At 71.3% G+C, this 16,009-nt stretch carries 13 protein-coding genes; 3 read left to right on the top strand and 10 right to left on the bottom strand.

From position 1 onward, the window contains the following. Positions 1–32 precede the first annotated feature (32 nt). Positions 33–2,042, top strand: a complete 2,010-nt coding sequence (locus ABJI51_RS20630) for a DUF6541 family protein (RefSeq protein ID WP_348952750.1) — start codon at positions 33–35, stop codon at positions 2,040–2,042. Between the two features lie 138 nt (positions 2,043–2,180). On the opposite strand, the gene ABJI51_RS20625 is transcribed toward ABJI51_RS20630, so the two are convergent. Next, positions 2,181–3,065: an LLM class flavin-dependent oxidoreductase gene (locus ABJI51_RS20625; protein WP_348952748.1), complete on the bottom strand. Its 885-nt coding sequence runs from the start codon at positions 3,063–3,065 to the stop codon at positions 2,181–2,183. 151 nt (positions 3,066–3,216) lie between these two features. On the opposite strand from ABJI51_RS20625, the gene ABJI51_RS20620 reads away from it, so the two are divergent. After that, positions 3,217–4,017 (top strand): HAD family hydrolase, encoded by an 801-nt coding sequence (locus ABJI51_RS20620; RefSeq protein ID WP_348953043.1) that lies wholly within the window; start codon positions 3,217–3,219, stop codon positions 4,015–4,017. Here the strand turns inward: ABJI51_RS20620 and ABJI51_RS20615 are convergent. Genes ABJI51_RS20615 through ABJI51_RS20605 form a run of 3 tightly spaced genes read right to left on the bottom strand, consistent with a single transcriptional unit; the run spans position 4,014 to position 7,852 of the window. Then, positions 4,014–4,742: a lysophospholipid acyltransferase family protein gene (locus ABJI51_RS20615; RefSeq protein ID WP_348952746.1), complete on the bottom strand. Its 729-nt coding sequence runs from the start codon at positions 4,740–4,742 to the stop codon at positions 4,014–4,016. The genes ABJI51_RS20620 and ABJI51_RS20615 overlap by 4 nt on opposite strands. A gap of 9 nt (positions 4,743–4,751) precedes the next feature. Then, positions 4,752–6,206, bottom strand: a complete 1,455-nt coding sequence (wsfD, locus tag ABJI51_RS20610; protein WP_348952745.1) for a glycan biosynthesis hexose transferase WsfD — start codon at positions 6,204–6,206, stop codon at positions 4,752–4,754. After that, on the bottom strand, positions 6,203–7,852 hold the full coding sequence (locus tag ABJI51_RS20605; protein ID WP_348952743.1) for a DUF8728 domain-containing protein: 1,650 nt from the start codon (positions 7,850–7,852) through the stop codon (positions 6,203–6,205). The genes wsfD and ABJI51_RS20605 overlap by 4 nt, the downstream gene beginning before the upstream one ends. A gap of 245 nt (positions 7,853–8,097) precedes the next feature. Between ABJI51_RS20605 and ABJI51_RS20600 the strand changes: the two genes are divergently transcribed. Then, a complete protein-coding gene (locus ABJI51_RS20600; RefSeq protein ID WP_348952741.1) occupies positions 8,098–9,969 on the top strand; it encodes a DUF6541 family protein in 1,872 nt (623 codons plus the stop codon). A gap of 404 nt (positions 9,970–10,373) precedes the next feature. Here the strand turns inward: ABJI51_RS20600 and ABJI51_RS20595 are convergent, their stop codons facing one another. From ABJI51_RS20595 to ABJI51_RS20570, 6 genes are read right to left on the bottom strand one after another with little or no spacing between them, the layout of a single operon-like run. After that, entirely contained in the window at positions 10,374–11,342 is a 969-nt protein-coding gene (locus tag ABJI51_RS20595; protein ID WP_348952739.1) for a lysylphosphatidylglycerol synthase transmembrane domain-containing protein, read from the bottom strand. A 12-nt stretch (positions 11,343–11,354) separates the two neighbouring features. Next, complete coding sequence (locus ABJI51_RS20590) at positions 11,355–12,599, bottom strand: acyl-CoA reductase (protein ID WP_348952737.1); 1,245 nt, start codon at positions 12,597–12,599, stop codon at positions 11,355–11,357. Further along, complete coding sequence (locus tag ABJI51_RS20585; protein ID WP_348952735.1) at positions 12,596–13,648, bottom strand: LuxE/PaaK family acyltransferase; 1,053 nt, start codon at positions 13,646–13,648, stop codon at positions 12,596–12,598. Before ABJI51_RS20585 ends, ABJI51_RS20590 begins: the two co-directional genes overlap by 4 nt. Further along, positions 13,645–15,039, bottom strand: coding sequence for an AMP-binding protein (locus tag ABJI51_RS20580; protein WP_348952733.1), 1,395 nt, complete (start codon positions 15,037–15,039; stop codon positions 13,645–13,647). The genes ABJI51_RS20585 and ABJI51_RS20580 overlap by 4 nt, the downstream gene beginning before the upstream one ends. Next, entirely contained in the window at positions 15,036–15,767 is a 732-nt protein-coding gene (locus ABJI51_RS20575; RefSeq protein ID WP_348952731.1) for an SDR family NAD(P)-dependent oxidoreductase, read from the bottom strand. Before ABJI51_RS20575 ends, ABJI51_RS20580 begins: the two co-directional genes overlap by 4 nt. Continuing rightward, complete coding sequence (locus ABJI51_RS20570) at positions 15,760–16,005, bottom strand: acyl carrier protein (RefSeq protein ID WP_348952729.1); 246 nt, start codon at positions 16,003–16,005, stop codon at positions 15,760–15,762. The genes ABJI51_RS20575 and ABJI51_RS20570 overlap by 8 nt, the downstream gene beginning before the upstream one ends. Positions 16,006–16,009: the final 4 nt, after the last annotated feature.

The following is a 16,009-nucleotide window of genomic DNA, read 5'->3' as shown; positions in this document are numbered from 1 at the left end:
CACATTTCGGCCTACGACACACCTGGAAAGCAGTGCCTGCACCCGAGGACTTCTGGAGCTACTTCGGCGCGGTGGCGACCTATCTGGCCGTGCTGGCGGTTCCCGGCGGGCTCGTCGGATGGGCCACCGGCCTGCGCGGCTGGGCGCTGGCCGGGCTCGCGCCGCTGCTCAGCTACGCCGTGACCGGACTGGCCGGCCCGTGGCTGGCCATCGCGCACATCCCGTACGGCGCGCCGAGCGTGACCGCGGTCACCCTGCTGCTCGCCGCCGTGCTGTACGGCCTGCGCCGCCTGGCCACCGCACGCGGCTGGCTCACCCCCGGCGCCGAGGAACCGGTGCTGCCGTGGACGCGCCGGGCGCATCTGGCCGTCGGGGCGTGCGTCACGGTCGCCGTCGCGGTGTCGATCGCCGTGGTCGTCTCCGGCCGCGGCGGGACGACCGCGGTGTTCCAGCGCTGGGACACGGTGTTCCACGCGAACGGCATCCGCTACATCGCCGAGACCGGCGACGGCTCGCTGACCGGTATGGGCACCATCAACTGGTACCCGGACGGCTCCTTCTACCCGAACGCCTACCACCTGGCCGGCGCCCTGGTCTACGAGCTGTCGGGGACGTCCATCCCGGTCACGCTCAACGCGATCACGATGCCGATCGCCGGGCTCTTCGCGCTGGCACTGGTGGCGCTGGTGCGCCAGCTCGGCGGCCGCGCGGTGTTCGCGGGCAGTGCCGCGCTGGTCGCGGGCGGCGCGACGACCGGGGCGTACGAGTCGGTGTCGAGCGGGCTGCTGCCGTTCGCGCTCGGCATCGTGCTGACGCCGCTGGCCGTGGTCGCGCTGCAGCGGTTTCTCGTCCGGCCCGGCGTCGACACGGGCGCGGTGCTGGCGCTGAGCGCGTCCGGCCTGCTCGCCGCGCATTCGAGCGCGTTGTTCGGGGCGATCCTGTTCGCGTTCCCGCTGGTGGTGCAGCGCTGGTACCGGGCGCTGCGCGGACGGCGCGTCGACGGCGTCCCCGAAGGCAGGCGCGGCGGCCGGGTCGTCGGCGGCGACGTGCTGCGGATGGTGCCGGCGATGGTCGCGGCCGGGCTGCTGTCGGCACCGATGATCCTCGGCGCGATCGGCTTCACGTCGGGGTCGTACCCGTACCACGCCTGGGGCTCGCACATGCCGGTGTGGAAGGCGCTGGCCATGCTGGCGACGTTCAAGCAGGTGCTGCCGGTGCCGCAGGTCTGGCTGACGGTGTTCCTCGCGGTCGGCGTCCTGACGCTGGTGGCGCTGCGCCGGATGCGCTGGCTGGTGCTGTCGGCACTCGGGCTGTCCGCGCTGTTCGTGGTCGTGGCGTGCTTCGGCGGCGAAGCCTGGGTCGTCTCGCTGTCGCGCCCCTGGTGGAACGACCGGTTCCGGCTGATGGCGCTGGCGTCGATCCCGCTGTGCCTGCTCGCCGCGCACGGCATGAGCGAGACCCAGCGGTGGCTGGCGAAGATCGCGAGCGGGCGGGCGTGGGTGCGGGCGCGGCCGTGGCTGACCGGGCGGGTCGGCCTGGCCTCCGCGGTGCTGCTGGTCGTCGCGATGGGCGTGCTGACCGGCGGGTTCTACCGCGCGGCCAACGCCAAGACCGTGTCGCTGCTGTACTACAACGGCCTGCCCGGCGAGGTGGTCCCGCCGGTGAGCGCCGACGAGATCGAGGCCATGGAGAAGCTGGGGACCGTCGGCATCCCGGCCGACCAGAAGGTGCTCAACGACCGGCTCGACGGCACGGCCTGGATGTACGCGCTGACCGGCGTGCACCCGGTGGCCGGCCACTACGACGCGGGGGTCGCGCCCCCGGACGCGCTCTACCTGGCCCGGCACTTCGGCGACTACGACAGCGACCCCGAGGTCCGCGCGGCGGTGCGGCGGCTGAACATCCACTACGTGCTGGTGGGCAGCGGCACCATCCGCCGGGACACGCCGATCGCGCCGGGCCTGCAGCACCTGGACGGGCATGACTTCGTCAAGCCGGTCTACCGGAACCCCGGCGCTGTGATCTACCGGATCGTGAAATAAAAGCGCCCTCGTGGCCGCGGCTCCCTCCGCGGCCACGAGGGCTCCCGTACCCCCGGGGTTGATCTCGGACGTCTACAGGCCATGACGCCTGCGGAGCGGCAAACGGTTTCCCGGCCGCCCGAATGTCACCCGTTCGTACTAACCGTGGAGTTCCGGGAGGACGTCGCTCGCGACCTGTTCCAGAACGGCTTCGCGGCCTTCGTACGGCGACGACGACCGCGGCCAGTGCGCGATCACGTCGGTGAAGCCCAGCTCCCCCGCCCGGCCGACCGCGTCGCGGAACGCCTCGACGCTGGTCAGCGAGAACACCGGCGAGGCGTCCAGGCTGAGGTACCGGTGGATGCTCGCGCGCTCGCGGCCCGCGGCGTCGAGCCGCTGGTCGAAGACCTCGGTGAGCTGCCGCACGCCGCGCCACCACTCGTCGGCGGTCTCGCCGCCCTTGCCCGTGGTGGCCCAGCCCGCGCCGAAGCGCGCCGCCAGCGTCATCGTGCGCGGGCCGTTCGCCGCAACCACGAACGGCAGCCGCGGGCGCTGCACCGGTCCCGGCAGGTTCCGGGCCGCGCGCGCGGTGTAGTACTCGCCGTCGAAGTCGAACTTGTCGGTCATGAGCAACCCGTCGAGTGCCTCGACGAACTCGGTGAAGCGGTCGGCGCGCTGCTTCGCCGTCAGCTCCGGGCCGTCGAGGACCTTGGCGTCGTAGCTCCCGTGGTCGACGCCCGCGCCGACGCCGAGGACGAACCGGCCGTCGGAGATGTCGTCGAGGGTGTTCAGCTCGCGCATGAACGGCACCGGGTGCCGCGCGACCGGCGACGCCACGAAGGTGCCGAGCCGGATGCGGGACGTGACCATCGCCGCCGCGGTCAGGGTCGGGACCGCGGAGAACCACGGCCCGTCGACGAGGTTGCGCCAGCCCAGGTGGTCATACGTCCAGGCGTGGTCGAAGCCGTACTCCTCGGCGGCGCGCCACTTCGGCTCGGCGGCCCACCACCGGTCTTCCGGGAGAATCACGATGCCTACTCGCACAGTACGGAAAGTAACAGTGAAGCGAAGCTTCTCCGTTGAGGGTGGGGGCGGGGAGGAAGGCGGAGGGTATCGGTTACCACCGACAGTTGTCCGGACGGGCAGACCTTCACCCGGATGTGTCAGGGACAATGGCCGGGTGGAGAAACCCCGACTGATCGCGTCCGACGTCGACGGCACCCTGCTCGGCCCTTCGGAAACGCTCACCCGCCGCACCATCGCGACCGTCCGCCGGGCGGTCGAGGCGGGCGTGCCGTTCGTACTGGCCAGTGGCCGCCCGCCGCGTTGGATCGCCCCGATCGCCGGGCCGCTGGAGCTGACCGGTTACGCGGTGTGCGCGAACGGCGCGGTGCTCTACGACTGCGGCCGCGAGGAGATCGTCGAGGTCCACGGCCTGCTCCAGCCGACGCTGCTGCACGACATCGCGCACGCCCTCGACAAGGCGCTGCCGGGCTGCCGGCTGGCCGCCGAGCGCGCCGCCACCGGCGCGGTCGACCACGACATGCGCAACTTCGTGATCGAGCCGGACTACCACAACCCGTGGGGCGACGGCGAAGGCCGCACCGGCCCGCGCGCCGAGGTGCTCGGGCACCCGGCGATCAAGCTGCTGGTCAGCCACCGGGGCATGTCGTCGGAGGAGATGGCGGAAGCGGTGAACGCGCTGTTCGACCGCGAGGTCGACGTCACGTACTCGTCGTCCGGCGGCCTGGTGGAGCTGTCGGCGCACGGCATCACGAAGGCGACCGGGCTGGCGGACCTCGCCGAGCGCCTGGAAGTCGCCCCTGAGCACGTCATCGCGTTCGGCGACATGCCCAACGACGTCGAGATGCTCCGCTGGGCCGGCCACGGCGTGGCGATGGGCGACGGCCACCCGCAGGTCCTCGCGGTGGCCGACGAGGTCACCGGCCCGGCCGCCGAGGACGGCGTCGCCCAGGTCCTCGAACGCTGGTTCTAGCGGCGGTCCAGCTCGGCGGCCTCGGCCGGGGTCGGTGCCGTGCCGCCCAGGTGGGCCGGGAGCCACCAGCGTTCCTCGTCGGACGCGGGCCGCTCCGGGTACTCGGCCTGGGCGCGGTCGAGCAGTGCGCTCATCCGCGTGCGCAGGTCCTTGGTGAGGACGTCCGCGTCGTCTTCGGCCGCCGGGTGCATCGGCTCGCCGATGAGGATCGAGATCGGGACGTGCCGCCGGGTGAGGTCCTTCGGCCTGCCCTTCGTCCACAGCCGCTGGGTGCCCCACAGCGCCATCGGCACCAGCGGGACCCCGGCCTCGGCCGCCATCCGGACCGCGCCCGACTTGATCTCCTTCACGGTGAACGACTGGCTGATCGTCGCCTCCGGGAAGACGCCGACGACCTCGCCTGCCTGCAGCGCCGCGACGGCTTCGGCGTAGGACGCCTGCCCGGCCGAACGGTCGACGGCGATGTGGTGCATCCCCCGCATCAGCGGGCCGGCGATGCGGTTTTCGAAGATCTCCTTCTTCGCCATGAACCGCGTCAGCCGCTTGGCCGGGCGCGCTCCGAGGCCGCAGAAGATGAAGTCCAGGTAGCTGATGTGGTTGCACGCGATGACGGCCCCACCGCGCCGCGGAATGTGCTCCGCACCCTCGACCCGGATGCGGTTGTCGAGTACCCGGAACATGGTCCGGGCCGCCGCGATCACGGGCGGGTAGACGAGATCGGCCATCCGGCAAGGTTACGGGACCGTAGGTTGTCCCCGGCCGTTCAGCGAGGGAGAACACATTCCGGCGACCGCCAGGACCACGGCCAGCAGGAGCGAGAACAGCGCCACCGACTGGTGCTTGATGCCTTCGATGCCGTCGCCGAGGGCCGCCGTGCCGAACTGCGTCAGCGAGACGGCGAACAGGAACGCCAGGACCACTCCCAGCGCGGTGCGGCGCCGCCTCCAGGCAGCGGCCAGCACGAGCAGCCAGATCGGCACCAGCGCGACCAGCCCGAGCGGCGCGACCAGGCCGGTCAGCCACGACACCACCGGCACCCGGTGCTCCTGGGCGTGCGGCGGGAACCCGGCGGACTCGTCGAAGCTGCCCAGGTAGTCCGGCCGCGCGGTGAGCTGGTCGGTGGCCGCGCGGTTCAGCACCTCCAGCGTCCGGCCGGGGTGGGTCCCGAAGTACGTCACGACGTTCCGGCGGCTCATCCGGTCGCGGTACTGCGGGTACAGCGGGTCCATCGTGGCCGGGTGGGGGTGCCACCAGCCGTTGCCCGCGTACTGCGCGAACGACGGCGGCAGCCCGAGTTCCGCCAGGTCCGCCTGGGTGTCGTGCCTGCCGTCGACGATGTTGAGGAAGATCGAGTTGAAGACGTTGATCTCGCGGGAGTCGTCGCCCGGCCGCGCCGCGAGCGTGCCGTCCGGGGCCACCGCCGGTTCGACGCTCTGCTGCGCGTACAGCGTGACGGCCCCGATCGCGCCGATCACCAGCGCCGCCGACGCCCAGCGCCGGACTCCGCGCAGCGTGCCCGGCCGGACGAGCAGGACCGCGAGCGCGAGGATCGGCAGGATGGCCAGCGTCTGGACCTTGGCGTTGACCGCCAGGACGCCGCCCGCGAACGTCACCACCATGCCCGCGTGGCTCCAGCGGCCGTCACGCGCGGTCAGCAGCAGGCCGCCGGTGCTCAGCAGCAGCCCGAGGAAGGCCGGGCCTTCGCCGAGTATCGCGGCGAAGTACCCGAAGAACGCCGAATCGGCGACGACCAGCAGAAGCCCGGCCGCCACGGCCAGGCGGACCCGGCGCCCGCCGGGCAGGCCCAGCACGATCTCGGTGACCGCGGCCGCCGCGATGACGCTGCTCAGCAGGCCCAGCACGACCAGGCTCAGCGTGTGCGGGAAGCCGGCGACCCGCGCGAGCCGGACGGCCAGGTCGGCCAGCCAGCTCTGCGTCAGCAGGTACGTCGGACGGCACGGCGGCACGCCCGGCGGGGCCGTGTAGACGAGGTGGACGAACGGCTCGGGCAGGCCCTTCCAGGTGATCCCGGCACCGCACAGGACGCGGCCGCCGTCGCCGTTGTTCGACATCGCGATCGGGCGCGGCACCAGGAACCGCACCACGAACAGGGCGAGCGACGCGCCGAACACCCCGATCCCGAGCCGGGCTTCGGCGCCCAGCCGCCGGTCCGGGGCTTCGAGCTTCACGACGGACAGGGTACGTAGCGGAAGTCCGGCCCCTTGTCGAGGTCGGCGACCACGGACTTCGCCTGCTCGGCACGCGGGTACACGACGACCCAGTACGGCGTGCCGACCCGGCGGAACGTCGCGACCTCGTACTGGCCCGCGTACACCGGGTCGATCGCGCAGTGCTGGCGGTCGAGGTAACCGCCGTCGGCGGGGATCGCGACGGTGGGACGGCGGCCGTTGACGACGTAGTCGTAGTCGGTGGCGATGCCGCCGTCGTGGCGCCCTTCGCGGGCGATGTGGTCGTCGGTGCGGCCGAGGACGTCGATGATGAGCAGCTGCCCGTCGCGGGCGGCGAGCGCGCCGGGCGCGGCCGCGCTGACCACCGACCCCGGCGGCAGGTACTCGCCGAGCCAGCCGCCGATCTCGGCCAGTTCGCTGCCGTGTGCGCGCCAGTCGCGCACGCGGTCGAGCATCTCGGGGCTGAACACCGAGACGAGCACCGCGATCCCGGCGAGCCCGCAGGCGGTGACCGGGACCAGCCGGGTCGCGGCTGGCCACGCCCGCGGCCGCGGCGCCGGCTTGGCCGCGACCTCCGCGGTGAGCACGCCGTAGGTCGCGGCGGACGCGACCGCGAGCAACGGCGGCACCGGGGCCAGCAGCCGCCACGCGGGACCGGGATCGCCCCCGGCGGGCACGGCGACGACGGCGAACGCGAGCGCCGTCGCGAACAGCAGCCAGATCAGCGCCCGGGCCTCGCGCGCCTGCGTTCGGCGCAGCACCAACGCGACCGCCGCGACCAGGCCGAGCAGCAGGAAACCCTGGTGGGCCAGGGAAAACCCGGACAGGTACGGCCAGCCGGCGGACAGCCGCGAGCCGACCGGCCCACCCAGCCGCGCGGCGAGCGGCGCCGGGAGGAAGTGCTGGTAGAACGTCACCCGCCAGGCCAGCCGGGGCACCAGGAACACCAGCGCGCCCAGCGCATACCCCGCGGGCGCCCACCAGCTGTGCTCCTTCTTCAGGGCGGCGCCGGCCAGCCACAGCCCGGCCAGCAGGGCCACCACCAGGCCTTCCGGGCTGGTCATCACGGCGAAGGCGACGAGCACCCCGGCAACCACCGGGCGCCGCGCCGCAAGCGCGTAACAGACCGCGAGGACGAGCAGCACGAACAGCGGGACCTCGGAGCCGGACGGCCCGTAGACGGCCAGGCCGCCGGCGCTCGCGGTGAGCACCGCGGCGGCGACCCCGATGGCGGGCCGGTCCCCGCCGCCTGCCCCGGCGACGATCCGGTTGACCAGGAAGTACGCCAGCAGCACGCAGCCGAGCGCGGAGACGACGCCGAACACGACGGCGGCACTGCGCACGTCGGCCCCGAAAGCCGCGCGCGGCAGGGCGATCAGCACCAGCCAGAGGAAGTTCGTGTACCCCTCGACGCGTTCACCGGGGTTGAAGACCGGGCCGTTGCCGTCGGCGATGTTCTGCGCGTAGCGGAAGGAGACGAACGCGTCCTCGGTGACGGTCGCGAACAGCAGCTGGTGCAGCAGGGAGAGGCCGAGGGTGAGCGTGACGACCGTGCCGCGCCAGCCGCGTTCGGTGTCCAGGCGGCTCCAGGTCAGCACCACGATCGCGGCGAGCACCAGCCACGCCAGCACGACCGCGTAGACCACCCGGCCCCCTCACCTCGTCGCCACGCCCTCTTCGCCAGGTTATCGATCACGGGCAGTGATGCGTTTCTTTCGGTTCGCCGGTCCTCGTCCGAAAAATCCGAACATCACGCACCCGCGCCAGTCAATCAGGGCGAAGCAGGGGTAAATATAACCCGATCGGGTGGCATTTCGGACGGCCGAAGTGACGTCACCGAAATGCGTCACCCCGCGGCACGGGACGGATCCGGGGCGGCTTACTCTCCACCGTGCTCTCCGTCAGCGTCGCCATTCTCGTCATCGCCGTCCCGGGCCTGCTGACCGGTCTCGCCGCGGGTTTGCGCGGCTGGGCCCTGGCCGGGCTGGCCCCGTTGCTCAGTTACGCGATCGGCGGTCTCACCGGGCCGTGGACGGCGGCGATGGGCGTGCCGTTCACGCCGCTGACGTACGCGGTTTCGACGGTGGTGTTCGCCGCGATCGCGTTCGGTGCCCGGAAACTGACGGTCCGCCGCCGGAACCCGGAACCGGAGCCGGGCCTGTGGGACCGCCGCGGGCACCTCGCGGTGGCGACCTGCCTGCTGTTCGCGGCGGCGGTCGGCGCGTACGCGGCGTTGCTGGGCATGGGCCGGATCGGCGCGCTGCCCCAGGGTTTCGACGCGGTGTACCACGGCAACGCGGTCCGCTACATCGCGGACACGGGCGACGGCAGCCTGTTCGGCACGGGCCACGTGAACTGGTACGGCGACGCGGCGCCGGTGTTCTACCCGAACGCCTACCACCTGCTGGCGTCGGTGACGTACCGGCTCGGCGGGGCCCCGATCCCGGCGACGCTGGACGCGAACACGGTGCTGCTGCCGGGTTTGCTGGCGCTGTCCCTGGTGACGCTGGTCCGCGAGTTCCGCGGCCGCGCGGTGCTGGCGGGCGCGGTGGCGCTGACGGCGGTGGCGCCGGTGATGGGCGTCTACGAGTCGATGGACCGAGGGCCGCTGCTGCCGTTCGCGCTGGGGGTGACGCTGACCCCGCTGGCGGCGGTGGCGTTGCGCCGGTACCTGGAGCGTGTCGCCCTGGACACGGGCCTGGTGCTGGTCCTGGCGGCGGTGGGGCTGTTGTGCATTCATTCGTCGACGTTGTTCGGCGGAATCCTGTTCGCGGGGCCGCTGCTGGTGCAACGCTGGCTGTCGGGCGGCGTGGTGCGTGATTTGCTGGCGCTGCTGCCGATCGCGGTGGTGTCGCTGCTGGTGGCGTGGCTCCAGCTGTTCGGCGCGCTGGGGCTGGCGGAGAGCGCGGTGCCGTACTACGGCTGGCCGAGCGAGTATCGTGCGACGACGGCGCTGGGGGCGTTGCTGGGATTCCAGCACTACGAGCCGCACCCGCAGGTGTGGCTGTCGGTGGCGCTGTTCCTGGGAATCGTGTTCTTCGCGCGGGCGGGGTCGTTGCGCTGGATCGGCCTGACGGCGGGCGTGACGGGCCTGGCGTACATGGCGGTGGCGTCGTCGAATTCGCCGATCGTGATGGCATTGTCCCGCCCGTGGTGGGACGACCCGTACCGCTTCTTTTCGATGGCGGCGATTCCCCTGACGGTGTTGGCAGCCCACGGCTTGGCATCCACCCAGGCGTGGTTACGGGAACGGCTGCCGTCCCGCGTGCCGGCGGCGGCGATCGCGGTGGTGGTGCTGCTGGGTTTCGTGGTGTTGTCGAACGGGCTGTATGTCCGGTCCAACGGCGCCCGCGTGTACACGGGCTACCAGGGCCAGCTGCGAGTGACCCCGGGCGAGCAGGCGGCGATGGAGGAACTGGGCAGGCTGGCGGCCCCGGGCGAGTGGGCGATGAACGACCGCTTCGACGGAACGGCATGGACGTACGCATTGTCCGGAGTCCGGACGGTGGCGGGCCATTTCGACGAGACGCTCCTGCCATCGGACGCATTGTTGCTGGCGGGACACTTTCGCGATTATCAGACGGACCCGGCGGTGCGCGCCGCCGTCCGGCGGTTGAACATCCATTGGGTGATTCTGGGGAAGCCGTCGAGCGAGCCGGGGAAGCCCCCTTATCAGCCGGGGCTGGTGGGGTTGGATCGGGAGCCGTTCTTGAAGGAAGTGTGGCGCAATTCGGACTCGGTGATTTACCGGCTGGTGGGTTGACGGGGGTTCGGGGGGGGCTGGCTCGGCTGGGGGTAGTTCGCCGGGGATGCTGAGGTCGGCCCCGCCGCTCCCAGGACCCCGTCGTGATCTCGCGGGCCGCCCCGGATGACGTGAACGACTCGTTCATGTCGTCGGATGAGGTGAATGGGTCGCTACCACCGCCGACACCACCGGACCAGCCCCCGCCACTCCCAGGGGGGCGTCCCCAGGTCCATTCTATCGGGGGTGGGCGACAAAAAGGCTGGTTGGGCGCTTGGGCGGCGGAGTTGTCCACATGTGCGTAAGGGCTGTGGACAACCTGGGGATTGCTTACCCGCGGGAACTCGCGGCAGCGGGCGTGGAGGCGGATCGTCAGGCCGGGGTGAGGTGCCCACGGCACGCTCGGCCAAGGGCCGCGGGCTGGGTCAGGCTGGGGTGACGGCGGGGCGGGTTGAGCGGGCGGCTACTGCTGCCAGGCCTGCCGTCAGGAGGTCGGCCACCGTGAACATCACTCGGGAGGCCACCGCGAACGCTGTTGCCTGGCCTACCGTCAGGCCGCTGGCCGTCAGGACTGCTACCTGGGCTACTTCGCGGACTCCTACTCCGCTCGGGAGGATGAAGGCGAACGTGCCGACCGTCATCGCCACTGCCATTGCGCCTACGCAGAGGACGAAACCGCCGAAGCCGGGGGCTCCTACCGAATTGGCCAGGAGCCACAGGTGGACTCCCTGGAGGCACCAGGCCGCCGTCGAGGCGGTGAACACCTTCGTCACCACTCGCCAGCCCAGGGGATGCTGCAGCGGGGGGCGGCGGAGGATGCGCAGGACCAGGGAGGTTCCCCAGGTCAGGATCTTCGGGTGCAGCATCGCCAGGCCGAGCGGGATCAGGACGAACAACCACAGCGCCCGGGGGCTGTTGCTGAACACCGCCGGGGCCGCCAGGAGGGAGACCACCAGTGCCGACACCACGCCCACGGCCAGCTGGATCAGTGAGCCCGTGAAGATGCGGGCTCTGGCCACGCCTGCCTTGCGGCCCAGCTCCATCTGCAGCAGGTACGCCCAGACCGAACCCGGCACGTACTTGCCCAGTGAACCCACCAGGCAGATCTGCGCTCCCCTGGCGTAGCCGACCGGCTTGCCCAGGTCGTCGACCATCACCTGCCAGCCCCAGGTCGACACCATGATCGCCGCGACCAGGGCCAGCAGGCTGAGCAGCGAGGACTCCCACGCGACGTCACGCAGCGTGTGCCAGAACTCGGCCCAGTTCGCGGCCAGCTGCTTTGCCGCGAACGCGATGACCAGGACGATCGCGGCCCAGCGGACGACGTCGAGGATCCGCGCCCTGGCGGACTTCGGCTGCTTTCCCGCAGCAGGCAGGTCCTCGACCGTCGTCATCGACACATCTCCTCAGGCCTGCACCGTCACCAGGCGGCTGAACTCGGAGAGCAGATCGTAACCGTCCCAGACCGCGGAGAACGTCAGGGCCGAGCCGAACGGCACGATCCGGTCGACCCCACGGCCGGCCAGCTCGTGCGCGAACGCCGTCAGCTCCTCCGCCGAGAAGCCGAACTGGCTGACCGTCTGGTCCTTGCGGACCACGATCGGGACCAGCTCCGACAGCGACGACACCTGCGCGTTCGCGAATGTGCCCGCGCCCAGCCACTCGCGCGGGAGCACCGCCGGGTCCGTCAGCTCCAGCGTCGCCAGGCCGTTGCCCTGGAACTCGATCTCCTTGACCAGGCCGTCGACCGCCGCGCCGTAGGCCGAGACGCGCTTCTGGACCGCCATCGCCGGCTCCGTGACGTGCTGCTTCGCCGCCAGGACCGACGCCAGCAGCGTGCGGAACTCCTGGCCCGCGGCCTGGGCACCGGCGGCGTCGCCGACCCAGAACACCGCGCGCGGGGACGAGCAGGCGGCCTGGTCGAACCAGTACGAGTCGTTGTAGAAGCCCTCGGCCGCCGCGCGGCGCTCTTCGGCCGACGCTCGCTGCCAGCCCGCCACCGACGCCACCGCGAACGACGAACGGTCCGGGAACGTCAGGTCACGCGCGTGCGGGGCCAGCGGGTACTTCCGCAGCGCCGCCACCGAGGCGTCGCCGCCCCAGATTACGCGCAGGTCCGCCGCCAGCGACAGGGCGCCGCTCACCTCGTCGCTGCGGTCGTAGGTCACCATGCGCTGGGTCGCCCGGATGGCGTCCGCCACCGAGGCGTCCACTTCGGACAGTGCCGCGTTCAGTGCCTCCAGCACCGCCTCCGCAGCACCCGCCGAGCGCGACGACACGCGCACGACGTTGTGGTTGCCCGCCAGCGCGGACAACGCCCACGAGTAGACGAAGATCGTGTCGACGTTCGCCGGTGGCACGTGGAACACCAGGCCGCGCGGGAAGCGCAGCGCCGTGCCGGAAGCGTCCAGAGTGGACAACGCCTTGGCGATTTCGCCCTTGCGCAGGAAGAAGCCGAGCGACGCCAGCTCCGGGAACCGGCGCGCGGTGGCCGGGGCCAGCAGCTTGCGGGCGAACTTCGTGACGAACTCGACGATCCGCGGGTCGCCCACGCGCAGCCGTCCGCCGGGCGGCTCGGCACGCAGCTCGTCGACCAGAGCGCCGACCGGAACCGGGGCCGCCGCAGGAAAACGCTGAGTCAGGGACGTCATGCGGCCGCTCCCGAGAACGTGTCCGAGCACCCGCGGGCCTCGGCCTTCGGCAGTCTGCCGAGCACGGAGAAGTGCTTGCCCGGCCAGTCGCCGTCGTCGATTCCGTTGTAGACACCCAGGTCTTCGGTGAGCAGCACGTGCCCCGGGTACGACCGCGGCAGCGTCGAGACGACCTCGATCACGCCCGGCTCGCCGACCGGCTGCTCCTCCCACGTCTCCGGGTTGCGGATCACGACGTCGGCGAAGTCCGGGCAGTACAGCGAGTTCCCGGACGGGCCTTCGAGGAACACGGTGCCGATCTGCTCGATCATCCCGTAGTAGTTGTGGATCCGGGTCAGGCCGGTGTCCTCTTTGAACCGCCGCCGGAACTCGGCGTTGTCCACCGCGCGGTCGATCAGCTTCTTCCAGCCGCCGCTGTGGATGAGGATGCCGTTCGACAGGTCCAGCCCGTGGTCGCGCGCGACCTCGTAGAGGTACAGCCAGACCATGAACGTGAACCCGAAGATCAGGAACGGCTTGTCGCCGTACTCGGCGAGGAACTTCTTGACCGCCTCGACGTCCGGCTTGTCGTTCTCGTCGAGCACGTACGTGTGCTTGCGGCCGAAGTTCGCCATGCCCAGCACGCCCGCGCCGCGCGCCGAGAACGACCGGCGGTTCTTGATGATGCCGATGGTGTCGACCATCAGCATCGGCAGCCGCTCGCCGCCGAGGACCTCCTGCAGCGTCGCGCCCAGCTGCTTGGTCTGCGCGCCCGCCGCCTCCTTGTCCAGGTAGATCCGGGACGCGCCGGCACCGGTGGTGCCCGACGACGTCAGCGTCTTGAACACCTCGCTGTCCGGGATCGACTTGAGATCGTGCGTCTTGAACATTCGCACCGGCAGCCACGGCAGGTCCGCGATCGTGGCGAAGGACGCGGAAGGCGCGATCCCGAGCGAGGCCAGGATCCGGTCGTAGCCCTCGGAATTCACCCGATGGTGGGCGGTGAGCGAAGCAAGTTCGGGCAGCAGCAAAGCTTCCCGGTCTGCCTGCGACCGCGTGAACACGCTCATACCCGCCCCTCCAAGGTCCGGTAGTCGATCTTGCCGCTGGCCAGCAGCGGCACGGTGTCGATCGGGCGCACGTCGAACCCGCTGGCGTGCAGGTGCAGCCGCTCGGCCAGCGCCTTCGACGCGTCCTTGCAGATGCCGGCATCGGCGCCCTCGGCGAACAGCACCACCTTGTCACCCGCGGGCACCGCCGCCACCACGTCGATCCCGACCGCCGCGGCACGCACGGCGTGCTCGAGGTCGTCGAGGCTGACGCGGTTGCCGAACACCTTGCCGATGCGCTTGAGCCGCCCGGTGATGAACAGGTACCCCTCTTCGTCGAGGTACCCGAGGTCACCGGTGGCGAGCACGCCGCCGTATTCGTCACCCTTGGCCAGTCCGGACTCGTCGTCCGCATAGCCCATCATCACGTTGGGCCCACGGTAGACGACCTCACCGACAATTTTCGGATGCGTGGTCTCCGACCCGTCGTCCCGGCGCACGGAGAACGACCCGCCCGGCAGCGCCGGCCCGGCGGAACCGAGCTTTTCGGCCAGCCGTTCGGCGGGCACGGTCGTCATCCGCGGGGACGCCTCGGTCTGGCCGTACATGACGTACATCCGGCCGCCGACGGCGAGCATCTTGTCGTTGAACTCGGCGATCAGGTCGTCGCGCAGCTTCCCGCCTGCCTGCGTCAGCGTGCGCAGCGTCGGGTACTTCGCGGGGTCGAACTTGAGCCGCCGCAGCATTTCGTAGTGGTACGGGACGCCCGACAGGGACGTGACGCCGTAGGTGTTCACCGCGTCCCAGAACCCGCGCCCGAGCACACCGGACGGCTCGATCACGATGGTCGCGTCCCGCACCAGGTGCGAGTTCAGCACCGACAGCCCGTAGCTGTAGTGCAGGGGCAGGCAGGTCGGCGCGACTTCGTCGGCGTCGATGTGCAGCACCTGCGCGATGGCGTCGGCGTTGGCCAGGATCGCCTGCCGCGAGAGCCGGACGAGCTTGGGGTTGCCGGTCGATCCGCTGGTCGGGAGCAGGACGGCCAGGTCGGGATGCGGTGTCACGCCGTCGGCTGACGTGCGGACCCAGTCGGCGCCACGCGTGACGTACCCCGCGGGCGCGTCGCCGGACGCCGACAGCACGGCCGCCGGGCGGAACCGCGAGACCAGCCCGGCCAGCACGTCGGCGTCCAGCGCCGGGTCGATCAGCGCGATCGCCCGGCCGGATTCGAACGCGCCAAGGTAGGTCAGCACGCTGGGCAGGTCGACCGACATCCGCGCGAACACGACTCCGGCCGGCAGCGCGCTCAGCGCTTCCATCGAGCGGCCGACCTCGGCCGACAGTTCCGCGCCCGCCAGTGTGCGGCCCCCGGCCACGTCCACCAGCCGAGCCCCCGCACCCAGCAACGTCACAGCACCAAGCCTCCGTCGACGCCCAGCACCTGCCCGGTGACGAAGGACGCCTCGTCACTCACCAGGAACCGGATCGCGTTCGCCACTTCTTCCGCGCGGCCGAGGCGCCCGAGCGGCGTCCGGCCGGCGTTCTCCGCCTTCGCGTCCTCGCTCAGGCCCGCGGTCAGGTCGGTTTCGATCACGCCCGGCGCGACCGCGTTGACGCGGATGCCGGACCGGCCGAGTTCCTTCGCCGCCGACCGCGCGATGTTCGCCACCGCCGCCTTCGACGCCGCATACACCGTCTGACCTGCGCTGCCGTACTCGCCGACGATCGAGGCGAGCACGACGATGGCGCCGGTCTTCTTCCGCAGCATCGCCCGGGCCGCGGCCTGGACGGTGTGCAGCGTGCCGGCGACGTTCGTGCTCAGCGTCGTGTCGACGGTCTCCTCGCGAATCATGCCGAGGAGCGCGTCCTCCATGATCCCGGCGTTCGCGACGACGATGTCGAGCTTGCCGTGCTCCTTGGCGACGCCCCTGACCAGCGAAGCCACCGCCTTCGCGTCGGTGACGTCGAGGGCGAGCCCGGAAGCCGCGCCCGCGGAGGCGGCCGCCTCCTTGGCCCGTGACTCGTCGCGGCCGGTGAGCACGACCGTCGCGCCCGCCTCGACCAGGGCGCGGACGGTGGCCAGGCCGATCCCCCGCGTCCCGCCGGTGACGAGCGCGACGCGGCCGGTCAGATCAGTCATTCTTCGCCTGGAGCTCGGTCACCATGTCCACGGCGACCTTGAAGCTCGACATGTCGATGACCTGGTCGGTGTCGAACTCGACGTCGAACTCGTCCTCGATGGCCGCGACCAGCGCCATGTGACCGACCGAGTCCCACGCCTCGATGTCGCGGTACTTCAGGTTCTCGACGTCCACGTCACCGTCGAGATCCAGCGCCTCGACGAAGACCTCGCGCAGCTTGGGGGCGACTTCCGACATGCTC

The sequence above is a fragment of the Amycolatopsis melonis genome (assembly GCF_040064235.1).
Lineage (GTDB): Bacteria > Actinomycetota > Actinomycetes > Mycobacteriales > Pseudonocardiaceae > Amycolatopsis > Amycolatopsis melonis.
This window is presented reverse-complemented; position numbering and strand designations above follow the sequence as displayed.